General features: G+C 50.6%; 13 protein-coding genes. 5 read left to right on the top strand and 8 right to left on the bottom strand.

Annotation, left to right across the window (positions count from 1 at the left end; genetic code table 11):
• Positions 1 to 131: 131 nt before the first annotated feature.
• From BZG77_RS04285 to prmB, 4 genes are all read right to left on the bottom strand, one after another.
• The gene (locus BZG77_RS04285) at positions 132 to 410 is read right to left on the bottom strand and encodes a YfcL family protein (RefSeq protein WP_021023105.1); all 279 of its coding nucleotides are present in this window, start codon (positions 408 to 410) and stop codon (positions 132 to 134) included.
• Positions 411 to 420: 10 nt separating this feature from the next.
• Complete coding sequence (locus BZG77_RS04280; protein ID WP_077460331.1) at positions 421 to 966, bottom strand: elongation factor P hydroxylase; 546 nt, start codon at positions 964 to 966, stop codon at positions 421 to 423.
• A 96-nt stretch (positions 967 to 1,062) separates the two neighbouring features.
• Complete coding sequence (aroC, locus tag BZG77_RS04275) at positions 1,063 to 2,124, bottom strand: chorismate synthase (protein ID WP_021023103.1); 1,062 nt, start codon at positions 2,122 to 2,124, stop codon at positions 1,063 to 1,065.
• Positions 2,125 to 2,285: 161 nt separating this feature from the next.
• Positions 2,286 to 3,218 (bottom strand): 50S ribosomal protein L3 N(5)-glutamine methyltransferase, encoded by a 933-nt coding sequence (prmB, locus tag BZG77_RS04270; RefSeq protein ID WP_077646423.1) that lies wholly within the window; start codon positions 3,216 to 3,218, stop codon positions 2,286 to 2,288.
• A 121-nt stretch (positions 3,219 to 3,339) separates the two neighbouring features.
• On the opposite strand from prmB, the gene smrB reads away from it, so the two are divergent.
• A complete protein-coding gene (gene smrB / locus BZG77_RS04265; RefSeq protein ID WP_021023101.1) occupies positions 3,340 to 3,870 on the top strand; it encodes an endonuclease SmrB in 531 nt (176 codons plus the stop codon).
• On the opposite strand, the gene sixA is transcribed toward smrB, so the two are convergent.
• Positions 3,867 to 4,352 (bottom strand): phosphohistidine phosphatase SixA, encoded by a 486-nt coding sequence (sixA, locus tag BZG77_RS04260; RefSeq protein ID WP_077646327.1) that lies wholly within the window; start codon positions 4,350 to 4,352, stop codon positions 3,867 to 3,869. The genes smrB and sixA overlap by 4 nt on opposite strands.
• A 142-nt stretch (positions 4,353 to 4,494) precedes the next feature.
• Between sixA and BZG77_RS04255 the strand changes: the two genes are divergently transcribed.
• On the top strand, positions 4,495 to 7,272 hold the full coding sequence (locus BZG77_RS04255) for an insulinase family protein (protein WP_198532385.1): 2,778 nt from the start codon (positions 4,495 to 4,497) through the stop codon (positions 7,270 to 7,272).
• Between the two features lie 84 nt (positions 7,273 to 7,356).
• On the opposite strand, the gene fadJ is transcribed toward BZG77_RS04255, so the two are convergent.
• Complete coding sequence (gene fadJ, locus BZG77_RS04250) at positions 7,357 to 9,495, bottom strand: fatty acid oxidation complex subunit alpha FadJ (protein WP_077646326.1); 2,139 nt, start codon at positions 9,493 to 9,495, stop codon at positions 7,357 to 7,359.
• Positions 9,495 to 10,805: an acetyl-CoA C-acyltransferase FadI gene (gene fadI / locus BZG77_RS04245; protein ID WP_077646325.1), complete on the bottom strand. Its 1,311-nt coding sequence runs from the start codon at positions 10,803 to 10,805 to the stop codon at positions 9,495 to 9,497. The genes fadJ and fadI overlap by 1 nt, the downstream gene beginning before the upstream one ends.
• Positions 10,806 to 11,287: 482 nt before the next feature.
• Between fadI and BZG77_RS04240 the strand changes: the two genes are divergently transcribed.
• The 3 genes from BZG77_RS04240 (at position 11,288) to BZG77_RS04230 (ending at position 14,088) form a co-directional block, all read left to right on the top strand.
• Positions 11,288 to 11,803: a sigma-70 family RNA polymerase sigma factor gene (locus BZG77_RS04240; RefSeq protein ID WP_077646324.1), complete on the top strand. Its 516-nt coding sequence runs from the start codon at positions 11,288 to 11,290 to the stop codon at positions 11,801 to 11,803.
• Positions 11,790 to 12,488: a DUF3379 family protein gene (locus tag BZG77_RS04235; protein ID WP_077646323.1), complete on the top strand. Its 699-nt coding sequence runs from the start codon at positions 11,790 to 11,792 to the stop codon at positions 12,486 to 12,488. Before BZG77_RS04240 ends, BZG77_RS04235 begins: the two co-directional genes overlap by 14 nt.
• Before the next feature lie 292 nt (positions 12,489 to 12,780).
• Positions 12,781 to 14,088 (top strand): outer membrane protein transport protein, encoded by a 1,308-nt coding sequence (locus BZG77_RS04230; RefSeq protein WP_077646322.1) that lies wholly within the window; start codon positions 12,781 to 12,783, stop codon positions 14,086 to 14,088.
• 110 nt (positions 14,089 to 14,198) lie between these two features.
• Here BZG77_RS04230 and BZG77_RS04225 read toward each other — a convergent pair whose 3' ends face one another.
• Entirely contained in the window at positions 14,199 to 14,957 is a 759-nt protein-coding gene (locus tag BZG77_RS04225; RefSeq protein ID WP_077646321.1) for an MlaA family lipoprotein, read from the bottom strand.
• Positions 14,958 to 15,027 lie beyond the last annotated feature (70 nt).

Below are 15,027 nucleotides of genomic sequence, written 5' to 3'. Positions count from 1 at the left end.
TATATCAATAAAAACAAGCACGTGTGGGGGAAAACAACCAAGCCATCGTCGAGGCGATGGCTTGATAATCACTGGATACCGCAGAACAGGCGTTGAAAAGCGCAGTTATTGAGAAACGCAGTATTGCAGTGTTACGCCGATTTTTCGACTTGTTGCTGAAGCAGATCCCAAAGCGCCCCGACCAAGCGTTGATCGCCCGGTGAGAGTTCACTCGCATTTTTCGACAAGCTAGTGTCCACGCGCGCTTTTAATGACGCCACTTCATCCATGCCCTCTAACTCACAATCCGCAGCCGCCAGCGAGACGTGGCCGCGTAAATAGCCACTCGCAAATAATTCATCGTCTGAGGCAGTGTCTACCATCTCATCGATTAATGCCAAAATGCGTGCTTCATAATCTTGAACTTTCATCTTATTAACCTTAGCTGGGCAACGTAAAGTCATCGGGCCCCAGAGCAGAGACACCGTAAAAGTCTCGCAAGGTATCAGAAAACTGCTTAGCGCGCACGGGCAACGCCGGGCTTGCCTCTGCGTCAGATAAATAATCAATGACTTGATGACGGACTTTGCCCGCAAAGGCATGGCGATCGGGCTCTACACCACTTAAGTTGTCGCAGCTGACTTGAAAACGAAAGCCACAGCTTGCCGCAAGGATCCACTCAATCGCTTGAGGCTTAACTTCTACCGCTTCAAACGCGGCTTGCGTGTCAGCATCGCGGCCATCGGGGTGATACCAATAGCCATAATCTTCCAGTTGACGGCGTTTCTCACCGGCAATGGTCCAGTGTGCGATTTCGTGTAGCGCTGAGGCAAAAAAACCACGCGCAAAGATCACGCGGTGATGCGGATGATTTGAATTCGCCGGCAGATAAATAGGCTCATCGCCGCCCAGTAACAGCTCGGTGTTAAAAGTCGCGAGAAAGGTTTGGTTAAACAGTTGAATTAAATCGTGATAGTTATGAGTCATAGGGGAAAGTTACAAACATGCCCCGCCAACGAATGGCGGGGGAGCGTCAACAAATAACAAGATACATGAGGTGTGTGTGAATTGGCGGGCCGGCTTTTAACGGCCAACTTGCCCACGATGACGGAGCAAATGGTCCATCAGTACGATTGCCACCATGGCTTCGGCAATCGGCACCGCGCGGATCCCCACACAAGGATCATGACGGCCTCGGGTCACCACATCGGCAGCGTCACCATGAACATCAATACTCTTACCCGGCACTGTGATGCTAGAGGTGGGCTTTAATGCCAAGTGCGCGACCAGTGGCTGCCCTGAAGAGATACCGCCAAGAATGCCTCCCGCATGGTTCGAGGCAAACCCGTCCGGGTGGATTTCATCACGATGCTCACTGCCACGCTGATTCACCACGTCAAACCCATCTCCGATTTCGACCCCTTTCACCGCGTTAATCCCCATCAATGCATGGGCAATATCGGCATCTAAACGGTCAAACACCGGCTCGCCAAGGCCGACAGGAAGGTTTTCTGCCACCACGGTGAGCTTGGCACCGATTGAATCTCCGTCTTTTTTCAGTTGACGGATCAACGCATCCAATTCCTCAAGTTTATTCACATCTGGGCAAAAGAAAGGGTTTTGCTCAACTTGCGCCCAGTCGACGGTATCGATAGTGACCTCGCCCATTTGCGCCAGATAAGCGCGCACTTGAATGCCGTGCTCTTGCGCAAGGTACTTTTTAGCCACCGCACCGGCTGCCACGCGCATGGCTGTCTCACGCGCCGACGAACGACCGCCGCCACGATAATCACGGACGCCATATTTATGGTGATAGGTGAAATCAGCATGGCCTGGACGAAACACATCTTTGATTTTGGAATAATCTTTTGAGCGTTGATCCGTGTTTTCAATCATCAACCCAATCGATGTGCCGGTGGTTTGTCCCTCAAACACACCAGAGAGAATTTTGACCGCATCGGGCTCACGGCGCTGCGTGGTGTACTTAGACGTGCCCGGCCGGCGACGGTCCAGATCCTGTTGCATGTCTGCTTCCGTCAGCGCTAACCCCGGTGGGCAGCCATCAATAATAGCGCCTAACGCCACGCCATGACTTTCTCCAAAGGTGGTGACGCGAAAAATTTGTCCAATCGTATTGCCTGCCATGCCTTCCTCTGTTTGCCTGATGGGYATTGTTGTGTTTTTGCATACTTTGTTAGCAATTAACCATAAAGCAACCAAAGACGCAAAAAAATCCGCTGACTCGCCCCCTAAATAGAAAAAAGCCAGCACAAGGGCTGGCTAAGTAACACGAGCAAAGGCACGCATTAATCGCGATAAAGGGCAAATTCATCGGCACAGGCGACTAAATCGCGACGCGTGATCATAAAGACACCATGGCCTCCCTGCTCGAATTCAAGCCAATGCAAGGGCAAATGTCCATACTGCTCTTGCATATGCACCATGGAGTTGCCCACTTCACAGATCAACACACCGTCTTCGCTAAGATAATCCGGCGCATTGGCAAGCATTCGACGCACTAACTTCAATCCATCCGTCCCCGCGGCGAGGCCCAGTACCGGCTCATGACGGAACTCATCCGGTAAGTCGTCCATGTCTTCTGCATCGACATAAGGCGGGTTGCTCACAATTAAATCGTATTTGTCTTGTGGCACTTCTTTAAGCAAATCGGAACGGATTGGGATCACTTGCTCTTCCAAGCCGTGATCCTGAATATTGATTTCGGCAACATCGAGCGCATCGGTGGAAATATCAACCGCGTCTATCTCGGCATCGGGGAAGGCGTAAGCACAGGCAATCGCGATACAGCCACTGCCGGTACACAGATCCATTATTCGGTTCGGTGCATGCGGCAAAATACCGGCAAACTCTTGTTGGATGAGCTCACCTATCGGAGAGCGAGGCACCAATACCCGTTCGTCGACAAAGAACTCTAAACCACAGAAATAGGCCTTATTGGTCAAATACGCGACCGGCGTTTTATCGTTAATACGCGCAATCACACGCTCAACAATACGATGCTTTTCACTGGTTGTTAGGCGAGAAAAACGGGTTTCAGACGGGACATCAATAGGAAGATATAAGGTCGGGAGTACCAGCTGAACCGCTTCATCCCAAGCATTGTCAGTGCCATGGCCGTAAAATAACCCTGCCGCATTGAAACGACTGACTGTCCAGCGCAGCATGTCTTGCAGCGTATGTAACTCACTGACCACTTCTTCAGTAAAAATCGTATCCACATTGGCCTCCATCGGCTTCATGCAATTTGGGGTCGCCCTTTGACGCTAGGTCAGTACAATAAGCAGCATTTTGAGCTGGCTGATTGTACAATGAGCCTATTACCTCGGAGACAGTTTTTTTATGAGCAAAAAACCATCGATGACGGAAGAGGAGTTAGCACTATTCCGTGATGCCGTCAAAGGCGCAAAAAAGTTGGAGCAGGATACCATAAACCCGCCACAACGCCAGATGAGCAAACCACGTAAACAACGCCAGTTTGAGCGGCAAAGTAGCGACCATGCCTTTTATTTCTCCGATCAGTTTGAGCCACTTTTAACGGAGTCAGGGCCCATGCACTATGCGCGGCAAGACGTCTCTAAGTACGAAGTCAAACGGCTTCGTCGTGGCGTCTATGTGCCCGATATCTATTTAGATTTACATGGCATGACCCAAACCGAGGCAAAGCGAGAGCTCGGGGCGATGCTCGCCGAGTGCGTCAAAGAGGGGACCGGCTGTGCCAGCGTGATGCACGGTATTGGTAAAGGCATCCTCAAAGAAAAAATCCCCCTCTGGCTCGCCCAGCATCCCAGCGTGATGGCGTTTCATCAAGCGCCACGCGAGTTTGGTGGCGATGCTGCCCTCTTGGTATTAATCGAAGTGCCTGAGCGTTAGCGTCCGAGCTGACGTGGCGACATCAGGGTAGCCAGTGACGCCTGTTGCGTCGCTGTGTCAACGTCAATGATCGCCATTGCCGAGGTGGCAAACATTGGCGGTTGGCCCTCTTTTATCCATTCATTGGTCAAGTAGCCAACCAGCGGTAAATGTGAGATCAACAAAATCACACCGGGATTATCTACCTCTATCATCGCGCTTAGATACGTATGGACCTGATCGCTGTTTCCATACGGCGTAATACCCTCTTCAGTGAGTACTTCGCCAGCGGCAGGCAATAGAGGCGCACATGCTTGCCATGTCTGTTGCGCGCGTAAATACGGACTGACGAGTACTTTATCAATGGCCTGCCCGTTAAGCTGCTGCTGGAGCCAGGTTGCCATTTGTTGGCTTTGTTGCTCGCCATGCGCGGTCAATCCGCGTTCACTATCACTGGCCGCGAACGCTTGTGCTTCGCCATGACGCATTATGATCAATTTCATCGCGTTAATACCCACACTTCTATACTGAGATTTGCTGCATGCTACCAAGGTAAAACACCAAAGACCAAATAAGTGGTTTGCGACTCTGGTCAGTGGTAGTCATACTTAACCTTAACTTATTTACTTTAAAAGTGAGTTGCTTGTGTACGTCAGCCCAAACGACAACAAACACTACCGTTATATCACGCTGCCTAATGCATTGCGTGTTTTACTGATCAACGATCCACAGGCGCATCGCAGCGCCGCGGCCTTGTCGGTCAATGTGGGGCACTTTCATGATCCGGTAGACCGACAAGGGCTCGCTCACTTTCTCGAGCACATGCTATTTTTAGGCACTGAGTCTTATCCAGTGATTGGCGATTTTCAGCGATTTATCAGCCAACATGGTGGCCATAACAACGCCTGGACGGGGACAGAAAATACCACCTTCTTTTTCGATATTCGTCCCAATCAGTTCGCCCCCGCCTTAGATCGCTTCAGCGCTTTCTTTATTTCACCGCGCTTCGACGCAGATGCCGTGGATAAAGAACGTCAATCAGTTGACGCTGAATATCGCATGAAGCTCAATGATGATGTGCGACGTATCTATCAAGTTCACAAAGAAACCATTAATCCTCAGCATCCGTTTGCCAAATTCTCCGTCGGTAGTGTAGAAACATTGGCCGACCGTCCGGATCAATCAGTGCGCGATGATTTGATCGCATTTTATCACGCCAATTACAGCGCGAATTTGATGACGGTTGCGCTCACCGGACCACAATCGCTCGATGATCTTGAGGCGCTGGCCCAGCAATATTTTGCCGCGATTGCTAATCATGATTATCCCGTGCTTACCGTTGACGCACCGCTAGTGACCAAGGCCGAGCGCCATCAATGGGTCACCATTGCGCCGCTTAAAGAGGTGCGCAAACTCACCCTCGCTTTCTCTGTGCCAGAAAGCCCTGATCAATATCGTACCAAGCCTTTATCTTACATTGCCCATCTGCTCGGTTATGAAGGCCCGGGTAGCCTGATGTCTTTATTAAAAAATAAAGGCTATATCAACACACTCTCAGCAGGCGGCGGGATCAGTGGGCGAGACTTTCGCGAGTTTACACTTGGCTTTGCGCTCACCGAATTGGGCTTAAGCCACATCGACGATATCATCACCCATGTTTTTGAAGCGATCGCATTGATTCGACAGAACGGTGTCCAAGCTTGGCGCTATCAGGAAAAGCGGCAAGTGCAAGAGTTAGCTTTTCACTATCAAGACGCACTTCGCCCTATTGATACCGTGAGTCAGTTGGTCATGAATATGCACCATTACGCACCGGCCGATCTCTTGTATGGGGATTATATGATGGCCGGCTTCGATCACACTCAAATTCAAACCATGTTGCAGCATATGAGCGTCGATAACGTTCGAGTGATGCTGGTGGCAAAAGGCTTTAGCCATGATCAGCAAGCAGACTGGTATCAAACGCCTTATTCCATCAAACGGTTTTCTGCTAAGCAAATCGCACAATGGAAAACAGACTCGATATCGCCAGCGCTCGCCCTACCGGATCCAAACCCCTACATTGCCGATGCACTGCACCCGCTCCCCGTTGAGCCCGACCAAAGTGACACCCCGCACTTAATAGAGACGTTGCCAGGCTTTCGTCTCTGGCATGGCCAAGAGCCACACTTCCGCGTGCCGAAAGGGCATGTCTATATTGCCATTGATAGCCCACATGCGGTCGCGACGGTTAAAAATATTGTCATGACCCGGCTTAGCGTTGAGATGTTATTAGAAGCACTGAATGAGCAAGCGTATCAGGCCGAAATTGCGGGCATGAATTACAATTTGTATGCGCACCAAGGCGGCGTGACCTTAACCCTCAGTGGCTTTAACGATAAGCAACCTTTATTACTCAAGCTGATTTTACAACGATTTTCTCAGCGCAGTTTTAATCCCGAACGCTTTGAAACGATCAAAGCGCAGCTAAAACGAAGCTGGGAAAATGCCGAGAAGAATAAACCACTCAGTCAACTATACAACAGCATGACTGGCTTACTACAACCCAATAACCCACCGTATCATGCCCTTTTAAGCGCTTTAGAGACGGTGACGTTGCGCGATCTGCCTGAATTTGTCGAGGCAATGCTCGCTACCCTCCACGTCGATATGTTTGTTTATGGCAATTGGCATCTAAACCATACGCAAGCACTGGCCAACACCGTGAAAGATGCGCTACGCGTAGAAGGGCAAGCCTATCAAGAATCAGTACGACCGCTGACCTTGCTCGACGGTGTGGGCACCGTCAGTTATGAGCGCACACTTGGACACGCGGAGTCCGCACTCTTGGTATATTATCAAAGCGCATCTACCGACCCGGAGGCGGTGGCGACCTATACCCTCGCGAACCATCTCATGTCGTCCGCTTTTTTTAACGAATTACGGACTAAACAACAACTTGGTTATATGGTTGGCGCGAACAATTTACCCCTCAATCGTCACCCTGGATTGATTTTTTACGTGCAATCGCCGTTGGCAGGCCCTGAGTTATTAATGGGGGCGATTGACGATTTTTTGAATGCGTTTTTTATGGTGCTCTTGGAGATGAGCGAATCGCGTTGGCAGAGCAGCAAACAGAGCCTACTCGCCCAGGTGCGAGAGCCAGATAATAATTTACGCGCGCGTGCGCAACGTTACTGGATCAGTATTGGCAACAAAGATTATCACTATCAACGTCGCGAGCAAGTGGCCGACGCCATGGCTGAGCTCACACGCGCTGATATGGTACGCTTTGTGGTCAATACCTTAAAACCAAGAACCGCCGATAGACTTGTGATGCACAGCTGTGGCATTGACCACCAAGACGATGCCACCCTAGACGGCGCTCACCCTATTACCGATATTGAGGCTTTCCGTGCACGATGTCGGCGCAGTGAAGACTAACCTACCGTTAAAATATAAAAAAACAGGGCCGCGCTTTATGGCCCTGTTTTTTGCTTGGCGCTCGCTCTTTTTTAAGCGACGCGCTTATTCGGTATCTGGATAGAAGACATCGCCTTCTTTCGCCATTGCCAACAGACGTTCACAAGGCGCAAACCGGTCACCGTAACGATTTTGATGCGCTTGGAGCAAGCTCACCACACGTTCGATACCAATATGATCCATGTAGCGGAACGGTCCGCCCAAAAATGGCGGGAAGCCAATGCCAAAGATCGCACCAATATCGCCATCTCGTGCGGAGCGAATGACGCCCTCGTCGAGGCAACGTGCCGCCTCATTCAGCATCATCAGCGCGCAACGCTGGGCCACTTCATGACCAGATAAACTCGCATTGAGTTTAATATTCAATAAGCTATAGATCTTTTTATCAACCTGCTTACCTTTACTGCCTTTTTTACTGGCATCGTAGCGATAAAAGCCTTTACCGGTTTTACGCCCTTTACGGTCATCATTTAACAGCACATCAAAGACATCTGGCGCTTCAAAGCGCTTACCCAGCTCTTGGGTGAGAATTGGCGCAATTTTAGCCCCAATATCAATCCCCACTTCGTCAAGCAACGTAATAGGACCGACCGGRAAACCAAAGTCGAGCAATGCATTATCGATATGCTCAATCGTTTCGCCAGCCAATAACACACGCGCCGCCTCGTTCATATATGGGGCGAGAATTCGGTTCACATAGAATCCAGCGCTATCCCCCACCACAATCGGTGTTTTCCCCTGTTTGCGAGCAAGCTCGACCACGGTAGATATCGTCTTATCACTGGTCCCTTGATGTGGAATTACCTCGACTAAAGGCATTTTTTCCACCGGGCTGAAGTAATGCAAGCCAACAACCTTCTCTGGCCGCTGGCTGCCTTCGGCAATTTGGTGGATAGGCAATGAAGAGGTATTGGTGGCAAAAATAGCGTCTTTACTTGTTATCGACTCCATCTCTTGCACCATACGGTGTTTTAGCGATAAATCTTCAAACACCGCTTCAACCACCACGTCAGCATTCGACAAGGTCGTGGCTTGTGTGTCACCAGACAGTTGCATCATGGTCGCTTGCAACTCAGCTTTACTGATTTGCTTGCGTTTCCGCTTTTTGTTGAGCAATGCGTAACTGTAGCGAAGCGCGTTTAAAATGCCGTCTTCACTGACATCTTTCACTCGCACGGGGTAACCGGCTTTGGCAACGGAGACATGGGCGATGCCCGCCCCCATCAAGCCACCACCGAGAACACCGACTCGTTCAACCTGACCTGGCTCAGCGTCCGCGCCATTTTCTTTTTTCATCGCGGTCGTTGCAAAGAAGAGACTGCGTAATGACTTTGACTCAGGCGTCATCACCAGCTCGCCAAACTGTCGAGCTTCTTCCGCGAAACCTGTTTTTAGTCCTTTATCTAGACCTTTTTTGACCACCGCTAAGATAGCATCCGCTGCCGGATAATTACCCCGCGTTTTGGCACGCGCTTTTTTACCCGCTTGATCAAAGACGAGGTTACGCCCTACCGAATTTCCGCTTAACATCCAGCTTTGCCATGTCCGGCTGCGTTTCGGCTTGGACTTTTGCGCCAACGCTTCGGCGACATCAAGCAGAACCGTATTCGGAACACAATCATCAATCACGCCGAGTTTTTTCGCTTTCTTCGCCCGAAGCTGCTTACCGGTTAGCATCATGTCCAATGCATCGGGGACGCCTATTAAGCGCGGTAAACGCTGCGTACCGCCCGATCCGGGAAGCAGACCAAGTTGCACCTCCGGCAAGCCCAGTCGCGTTTTATCCCAATCAGTAGCAACCCGACTGTGACAGGCAAGAGCTAACTCTAACCCACCGCCTAAACAAGGACCATGAATCGCAGCCACCACATGAAAAGGCAGTTTTTCAATGCGTGAGAATAAGGCTTGTCCTTGTCCCGCTATCTCACTCGCTTGTTCGGCACTTTCACACGCCTCTAGCATGCGCACGTCAGCGCCTGCGACAAAGTTGTCCGGTTTGCCAGAGTGAATCACCAGTCCTTTAATCGACTGATTGCCCTCAAGTTGATCCAGCACCGCTGAAACGCCCTCGACAAAACTCGCTTGCAAGGTGTTCATGCTCTCGCCAGGCACATCAATGGTCAGCCAAGCAATGTGATTATCAGCAATCGTTAGCGTAAAGGCTTGCGTATTATCGGTTGTCATTATTCTGCCTCCAAGATCATTGCAGCACCTAGCCCACCGGCCGCACACGCGGTGTTAAGCGCTAATCCTCCACCACGACGTTTAAGCTCACGCAGTGTTTGAGTGATCATGCGCGCGCCTGTAGCAGCAAAGGGATGACCGTAAGCAAGCGAGCCGCCCAGCACGTTGAATTTGTCCATATCAATTTCACCAATGGCGCGATCACGATTGAGGTGCTCACGGGCAAAGGTATCAGAGGCAAACATTTTCACATTCGATAGGGTTTGCGCGGCAAACGCTTCGTGCATATCAATTAAGGTGAGATCCGCCAACGTGATCCCCGCTCGGTCTAACGCCATCGGGGTCGCATACGAAGGGCCCATCAACATATCTTTTTGTACGCCAATCGCCGAAAACGCGTAGGAACGTATATAGCCTAAGACCTCGAGCCCAAGCGCTTTAGCACGGCTTTCTGGCATCATTAATACTGCCGCCGCACCATCAGTAAGCGGCGTACTGTTTGCCGCGGTCACAGAGCCATGTTTACGGTCAAATGCAGGGCGTAATTTGGCATAATCTTCCAGGGTGGAATGGGGACGCAAGTTATTATCTTGTCCAATCCACGCTTTGTATGGCTCAGGGTACGCCGTCATGACTTCATCACTGAGCAAGCCTTCATCCCACGCTTTACTGGCAAGCTGATGAGAGCGAAGCGCGAGTGCGTCTTGATCGCCTCGTGAAATTTGATGTGACTTCGCCATTTGCTCAGCGGTCTGCCCCATGCTGAGGCCGGTTGAGTATTCGGCGACAGCCGGTGGTACAGGGGCTAAATCTTTAACCGATAGCTTACTGAGCAGCTTTAAGCGTTTACTCATGGTTTTCGCTTTGCTTAAATCTAACAAGGTACGGGCGAGCTTTTTGCTTACGCCAATCGGCAAGACCGATGATGAATCCGCGCCCCCGGCAATTCCCACTTGGATATTGCCTGCAATCATGCTTTCTGCCACATTGGCAACGGCTTGAAAGCTGGTCGCACAGGCACGGGTGACACTGTAGGCATCGGTGTGAATGTCCATCCCCGTACCCAATACAATTTCTCGCGCAATGTTGGGGGCTTCAGGCATTTGCACTACCTGCCCAAACACCACTTGCTCAATGTCTTTTGGGGAAATACTGCTGCGGTTCAGCAGTTCTTGTACCACCATTTTGCCCAAATCAACCGCTGGCACATCAGTGAACGCGGTTGATTGGCGCGCAAATGGCGTACGCAGCCCAGACACAATGGCAATACGATCGCCATTGCCGGTTTTAAGATGTTGCTGAGACGTCATCACTGCTCCTTAGGATGTTCTACAGGTCCGACCAGGATTGTAACCAAGTTGTTACTAGCTTAAAACACCCGTTTTAATTGATTGGTAAGATTGCCAACAAGCGCACAGTTCCGTGTACCCTGTACCGAGAGTGATTTAATAACAGCAGATTGAAAAGAAACTACGGCATAAAAAAAAGGGGCTACACGCTAGCGTGAGCCCCAAAAAAGATTGGAAAGCAAAACGATAATCTGGGAAGTGTGCAGTGCTTTTCCCGCACCCAGATCCGAACAGAAAGTCATATCATTCAAAAAGGAAACGCCGTTCACTCAACCTCACGAGTGTCGACACATGGCCGATAACGACAGGGTTAACTTTACCGATTTGCAGGGATTCAATATTGAAACAGATCAAACTTGTGCCGATTTTTCACCTAAGCTGAAATTAAATGACAAATCACTCGGTCTATAGACAGACGCATCGATAAAAAAGGTTCATCCTGCATGACTCGACAAGCCCGCTACGAGGCATTGGTACGCGCTTGGCACCGTGATCTCTACCGGTATGCCTATTGGCTGGCCAAAGATCCACATATCGCCGAAGACTTAGTTCAAGAGACGTGCCTGCGTGCCTGGCGATCCTTGGACAGTTTGCACGACGAGAAGGCAGCGAAAGCCTGGTTGATCACTATTTTGCGCCGAGAAAACGCACGACGTTTTGAACGCAAACAGCACGATCATGTCGATATACAAGACGGAGAATGGGAAGATAAAACCCGTCCCAGCCAAGAAGCTTCAATGGAACAGCGCTGGTTACATCGACAAATTGCCGCCCTCGCCCCGGAATATCGCGAACCATTGGTGCTCCAAGTGATTGTCGGCTTTAGCGGTGAGGAAATTGCGCAACTGTTAGATTTAAATAAAAACACCGTGATGACACGCTTATTTAGGGCCCGTGCACAACTCAAAGAAGCGCTTGATAATCCAACGGCAGGAGGGCAACAGTATGGACGATCTTGAATTTCGACGCCGTCTTTTGGCCGACCCGTCTGATCCCGAGCTACAGGCATCGAAGGCGGCCTCTCCCCGTCATCAACGCTATGCCGAGGATGTCGCCAATCTCGATAGCAAAATAGACCAAGCGCTTCGCGTTGATGTGCCTGAGGACTTAGCCGATAAAATTCTATTTTCACAAACCAACGATACCGAGCAACCCGAGCGCCGAACTCGCGGGTACCTTGCTATGGCAGCATCCATTGCGTTTGTGTTTGGACTGACACTCGGCCAGTTAAATTGGGGCATTACGACGCCGGATCTAAATCGTACTGCACTGGATCACTATTATCATGAACAGACATTTATTGCGGGCATCAACGAAGCCGCGACGGTTGAGCAAGTGAACGCCAAATTGCAACCTTTTGGCAAAGCCTTCAGTAAGTTGCCAGGCGAGATCACCTATATTAATCATTGCAGCTTTGGTGGCCAACACGCACTGCATATGGTGATGCGAGCCAGCGGGCAGACCTATACGGTGTTTGTGGTGCCATCGGCCAGCCAAGCGCCAGCCGAGAAAAGCGATGGCACAATGCACTCGGTCAGCCTGCCGGTACAATCGGCCAATGTCATTGTGGTGGGCAAGACCAGCGGCCAGACCGCTCCACTGGCTGAGCAACTACAGCAACAACTCATGCCCACTGCAATCTAGTATCAAGCTGCGGATTAATCAGCGACAGCTTATGCTGTTAACAGGCAGGCTCCTGGACAACCAGGTGCCTGTTTTTAGCGACGATTCCCATTATCGACGTTAGCCAACCCGCTAACTCCCCTCTCTTTCGTTACAGCTGTTCGCTGAGTTGCCTTTCACCTGATGCGAATTCCATCAACTCATCAGATTATTCCTTATTATTGTATTATAAGCCATTTTGGCAGCGCTAAATTGATTTGCGCGCACGAGCTTTTACTCTAGACCCCCTTTTAAACCGCGAACAAGTAAGCAGATGAAAAATAATAAGATCGTTTATCTCGCCGTTGCCACCGCACTCGGCTCGCTTTCCACCACCGCCCACAGCGCGGGTTTTCAGTTAGCAGAAACCTCAGCAACCGGCCTGGGCCGTGCCTTTGCCGGTGAAGCCGCAATGGCCGATAACGCCAGTGCGCAATTTCGCAACCCTGCCCTGCTCAGCTATTTGATGGACACCCAGGTATCAGCGGGTGGCATCTACGTCAATCCCAATGTCGATATTGATGGACAAAACTCTTTAACTGGCCCCACATCAACCGATGATGTCGCCCATGATGCCGTGATCCCTAACTTTTACTTTTCGCATCAACTCGACGACCGCTTGACCGCGGGCATCGCGCTGGCCACCAACTTTGGCATGGAAACCGATTTAGGCAACGACTTTACCGGCACCCAGTTTGGTAACGAAGCGGCGGTCACTACTTTTGAAATCAACCCAAACCTTGCCTGGAAAGCCACCGACCAGTTGCGTATTGGCGCTGGTATCCGTTATGTGCTGGGGGAAGGCAGTATTGGGGCGAAAAGCAGTATCACTATACCCTCAGGTATGAGTCCAACCGAAACGATAATACCTAAAGATACGACCCTCAAATACATGGAGGGCGATGACCGTGCTTGGGGCTGGCAATTGGGTGCCGTGTACGACATCAATGACAAGCACCGTGTTGGTTTTAATTACCGTTCCGAAGTGAACCTCACGCTGGATGGGCATGCCGAAGGGTTAAGTTATGATCCAATCGAGCCTCAGCGCCATTTGTCAGGCAGCATGGATCTTACTCTCCCCGCCACCGCCGAACTATCATCCCTGCATCAGCTGACTGAGCAGTGGGCGGTACACACCAGCATTAACTGGACCGAGTGGAGCAGCTTTGACAAGTTAGAGGCAGATATTCCATCGCTGTCTAGTGACCCACAAATGGTTAAAGTCGAAAACTGGGAAGATAACTACCGCTTTGCGATCGGCACCACGTATCAGTGGGATCAACAGCTAACACTGCGCTCAGGCATTGCCTATGACACCTCGGCAGTCAGTGATCAAAACCGTACCTTGACCATCCCAGAAACCGATCGTACCTGGTTAAGCCTGGGCGCTGGCTATGAGATGACGCCACAGCTCACCCTAGACGCGGCCTTTACCTATGTCTTTGCCAAAGATGCCTCGGTAAAAGAGCCCCGTGACGGGATCACGTCGGACAAAGATGGCTCTGATTTCGGTGGTGACTTTGAGGGTGAAACCACCGGTAATGTGTGGTTAGTCGGCGTGCAGGCCAGCTATCGTTTTTAAGTGCTAGACCAATGACCGCTCGCCAGTCGATGCGAGTGATTAAATAAAAACACCACGGTGTCGCCGTGGTGTTTTTTGATCACGCTTATCCTCAACGAGCTCACGTTAACTTACGGTGCAGCGTCGATACCATCGATAAAGTCATCAAGAAACTCATCATTTAAGGCCGGTTTTTGCTCTAACGCCTCATCCCCTTTGGCACGATAGCGACGATTTTGCAGATAAGCCTCACGCGCAAACGCATAAGGGTCTGGCGAGTTGTCCAGCTGTGATTCTTGCGATACCAAGGCCGCTCGTGATTCCATGCCATCAAACATCCACTTTAACGCCGACTGCGGCAAGGTCAGTAATGCCAGTGGCGGGTATAAGCCATCGACCACTTCGCCGGCACCTTCTCTGACCGACGTAGGACCATAACCCGGCAGCATAATATAGGCGCCCATACCGACATCATAGTGCCCCATCGCATCGCCAAACTCACGTTGGTCGTATTGCTGAATATCAGCCGCAGAGGCGATATCAATTAAGCCACCCAAGCCAAACAAGGTGTTAATCCAAAAGCGATTAAAATGGGTGACCGCTTTTTCGCCCTTTAGCATCAGCACGCTATTTAAAAAACTGGCTGGCTCTTCTAGGTTACCCAAAAAATTAGAAATCCCGGTGCGCATTGGGCTCGGCACATAATCGACGTAGGCGATCGAAACCGGACGCGCAACATAGGGATCAAGGTAATCGTAATTTACCGTCCACATCGCACGGTTAAATCCTTCTAATGGATCATCGGGGTGCGGCTCGGCACCCGGTGGGCGTGACGCACACCCTGCGACAAGACCTAATATAAGCGCCATTAAACACAGACGTTTCCACATCAAATGGGATTCCTCTATAAAATGAAAGGCTGGGAATGCCCAGCCTTAGTAACAATCTGTCTATTTTGTC

The sequence above is a fragment of the Salinivibrio sp. IB643 genome, from assembly GCF_001996105.1.
Classification (GTDB): Bacteria; Pseudomonadota; Gammaproteobacteria; order Enterobacterales; family Vibrionaceae; genus Salinivibrio; species Salinivibrio costicola.
Note: the sequence above shows the minus strand (reverse complement) of the source record. Positions and strands in the feature narration are given on the sequence as shown.

What these genes read in the sequence shown, in the direction of transcription:
- sixA (WP_077646327.1), bottom strand. Translation starts at nt 4,352, where the DNA reads ATGAAATTGATCATAATGCGTCATGGCGAAGCACAAGCGTTCGCGGCC.
- smrB (WP_021023101.1), top strand. Translation starts at nt 3,340, where the DNA reads ATGAGCAAAAAACCATCGATGACGGAAGAGGAGTTAGCACTATTCCGT.
- BZG77_RS04285 (WP_021023105.1), bottom strand. Translation starts at nt 410, where the DNA reads ATGAAAGTTCAAGATTATGAAGCACGCATTTTGGCATTAATCGATGAG.
- aroC (WP_021023103.1), bottom strand. Translation starts at nt 2,124, where the DNA reads ATGGCAGGCAATACGATTGGACAAATTTTTCGCGTCACCACCTTTGGA.
- fadI (WP_077646325.1), bottom strand. Translation starts at nt 10,805, where the DNA reads ATGACGTCTCAGCAACATCTTAAAACCGGCAATGGCGATCGTATTGCC.
- BZG77_RS04235 (WP_077646323.1), top strand. Translation starts at nt 11,790, where the DNA reads ATGGACGATCTTGAATTTCGACGCCGTCTTTTGGCCGACCCGTCTGAT.
- BZG77_RS04225 (WP_077646321.1), bottom strand. Translation starts at nt 14,957, where the DNA reads ATGTGGAAACGTCTGTGTTTAATGGCGCTTATATTAGGTCTTGTCGCA.
- BZG77_RS04240 (WP_077646324.1), top strand. Translation starts at nt 11,288, where the DNA reads ATGACTCGACAAGCCCGCTACGAGGCATTGGTACGCGCTTGGCACCGT.
- BZG77_RS04230 (WP_077646322.1), top strand. Translation starts at nt 12,781, where the DNA reads ATGAAAAATAATAAGATCGTTTATCTCGCCGTTGCCACCGCACTCGGC.
- BZG77_RS04280 (WP_077460331.1), bottom strand. Translation starts at nt 966, where the DNA reads ATGACTCATAACTATCACGATTTAATTCAACTGTTTAACCAAACCTTT.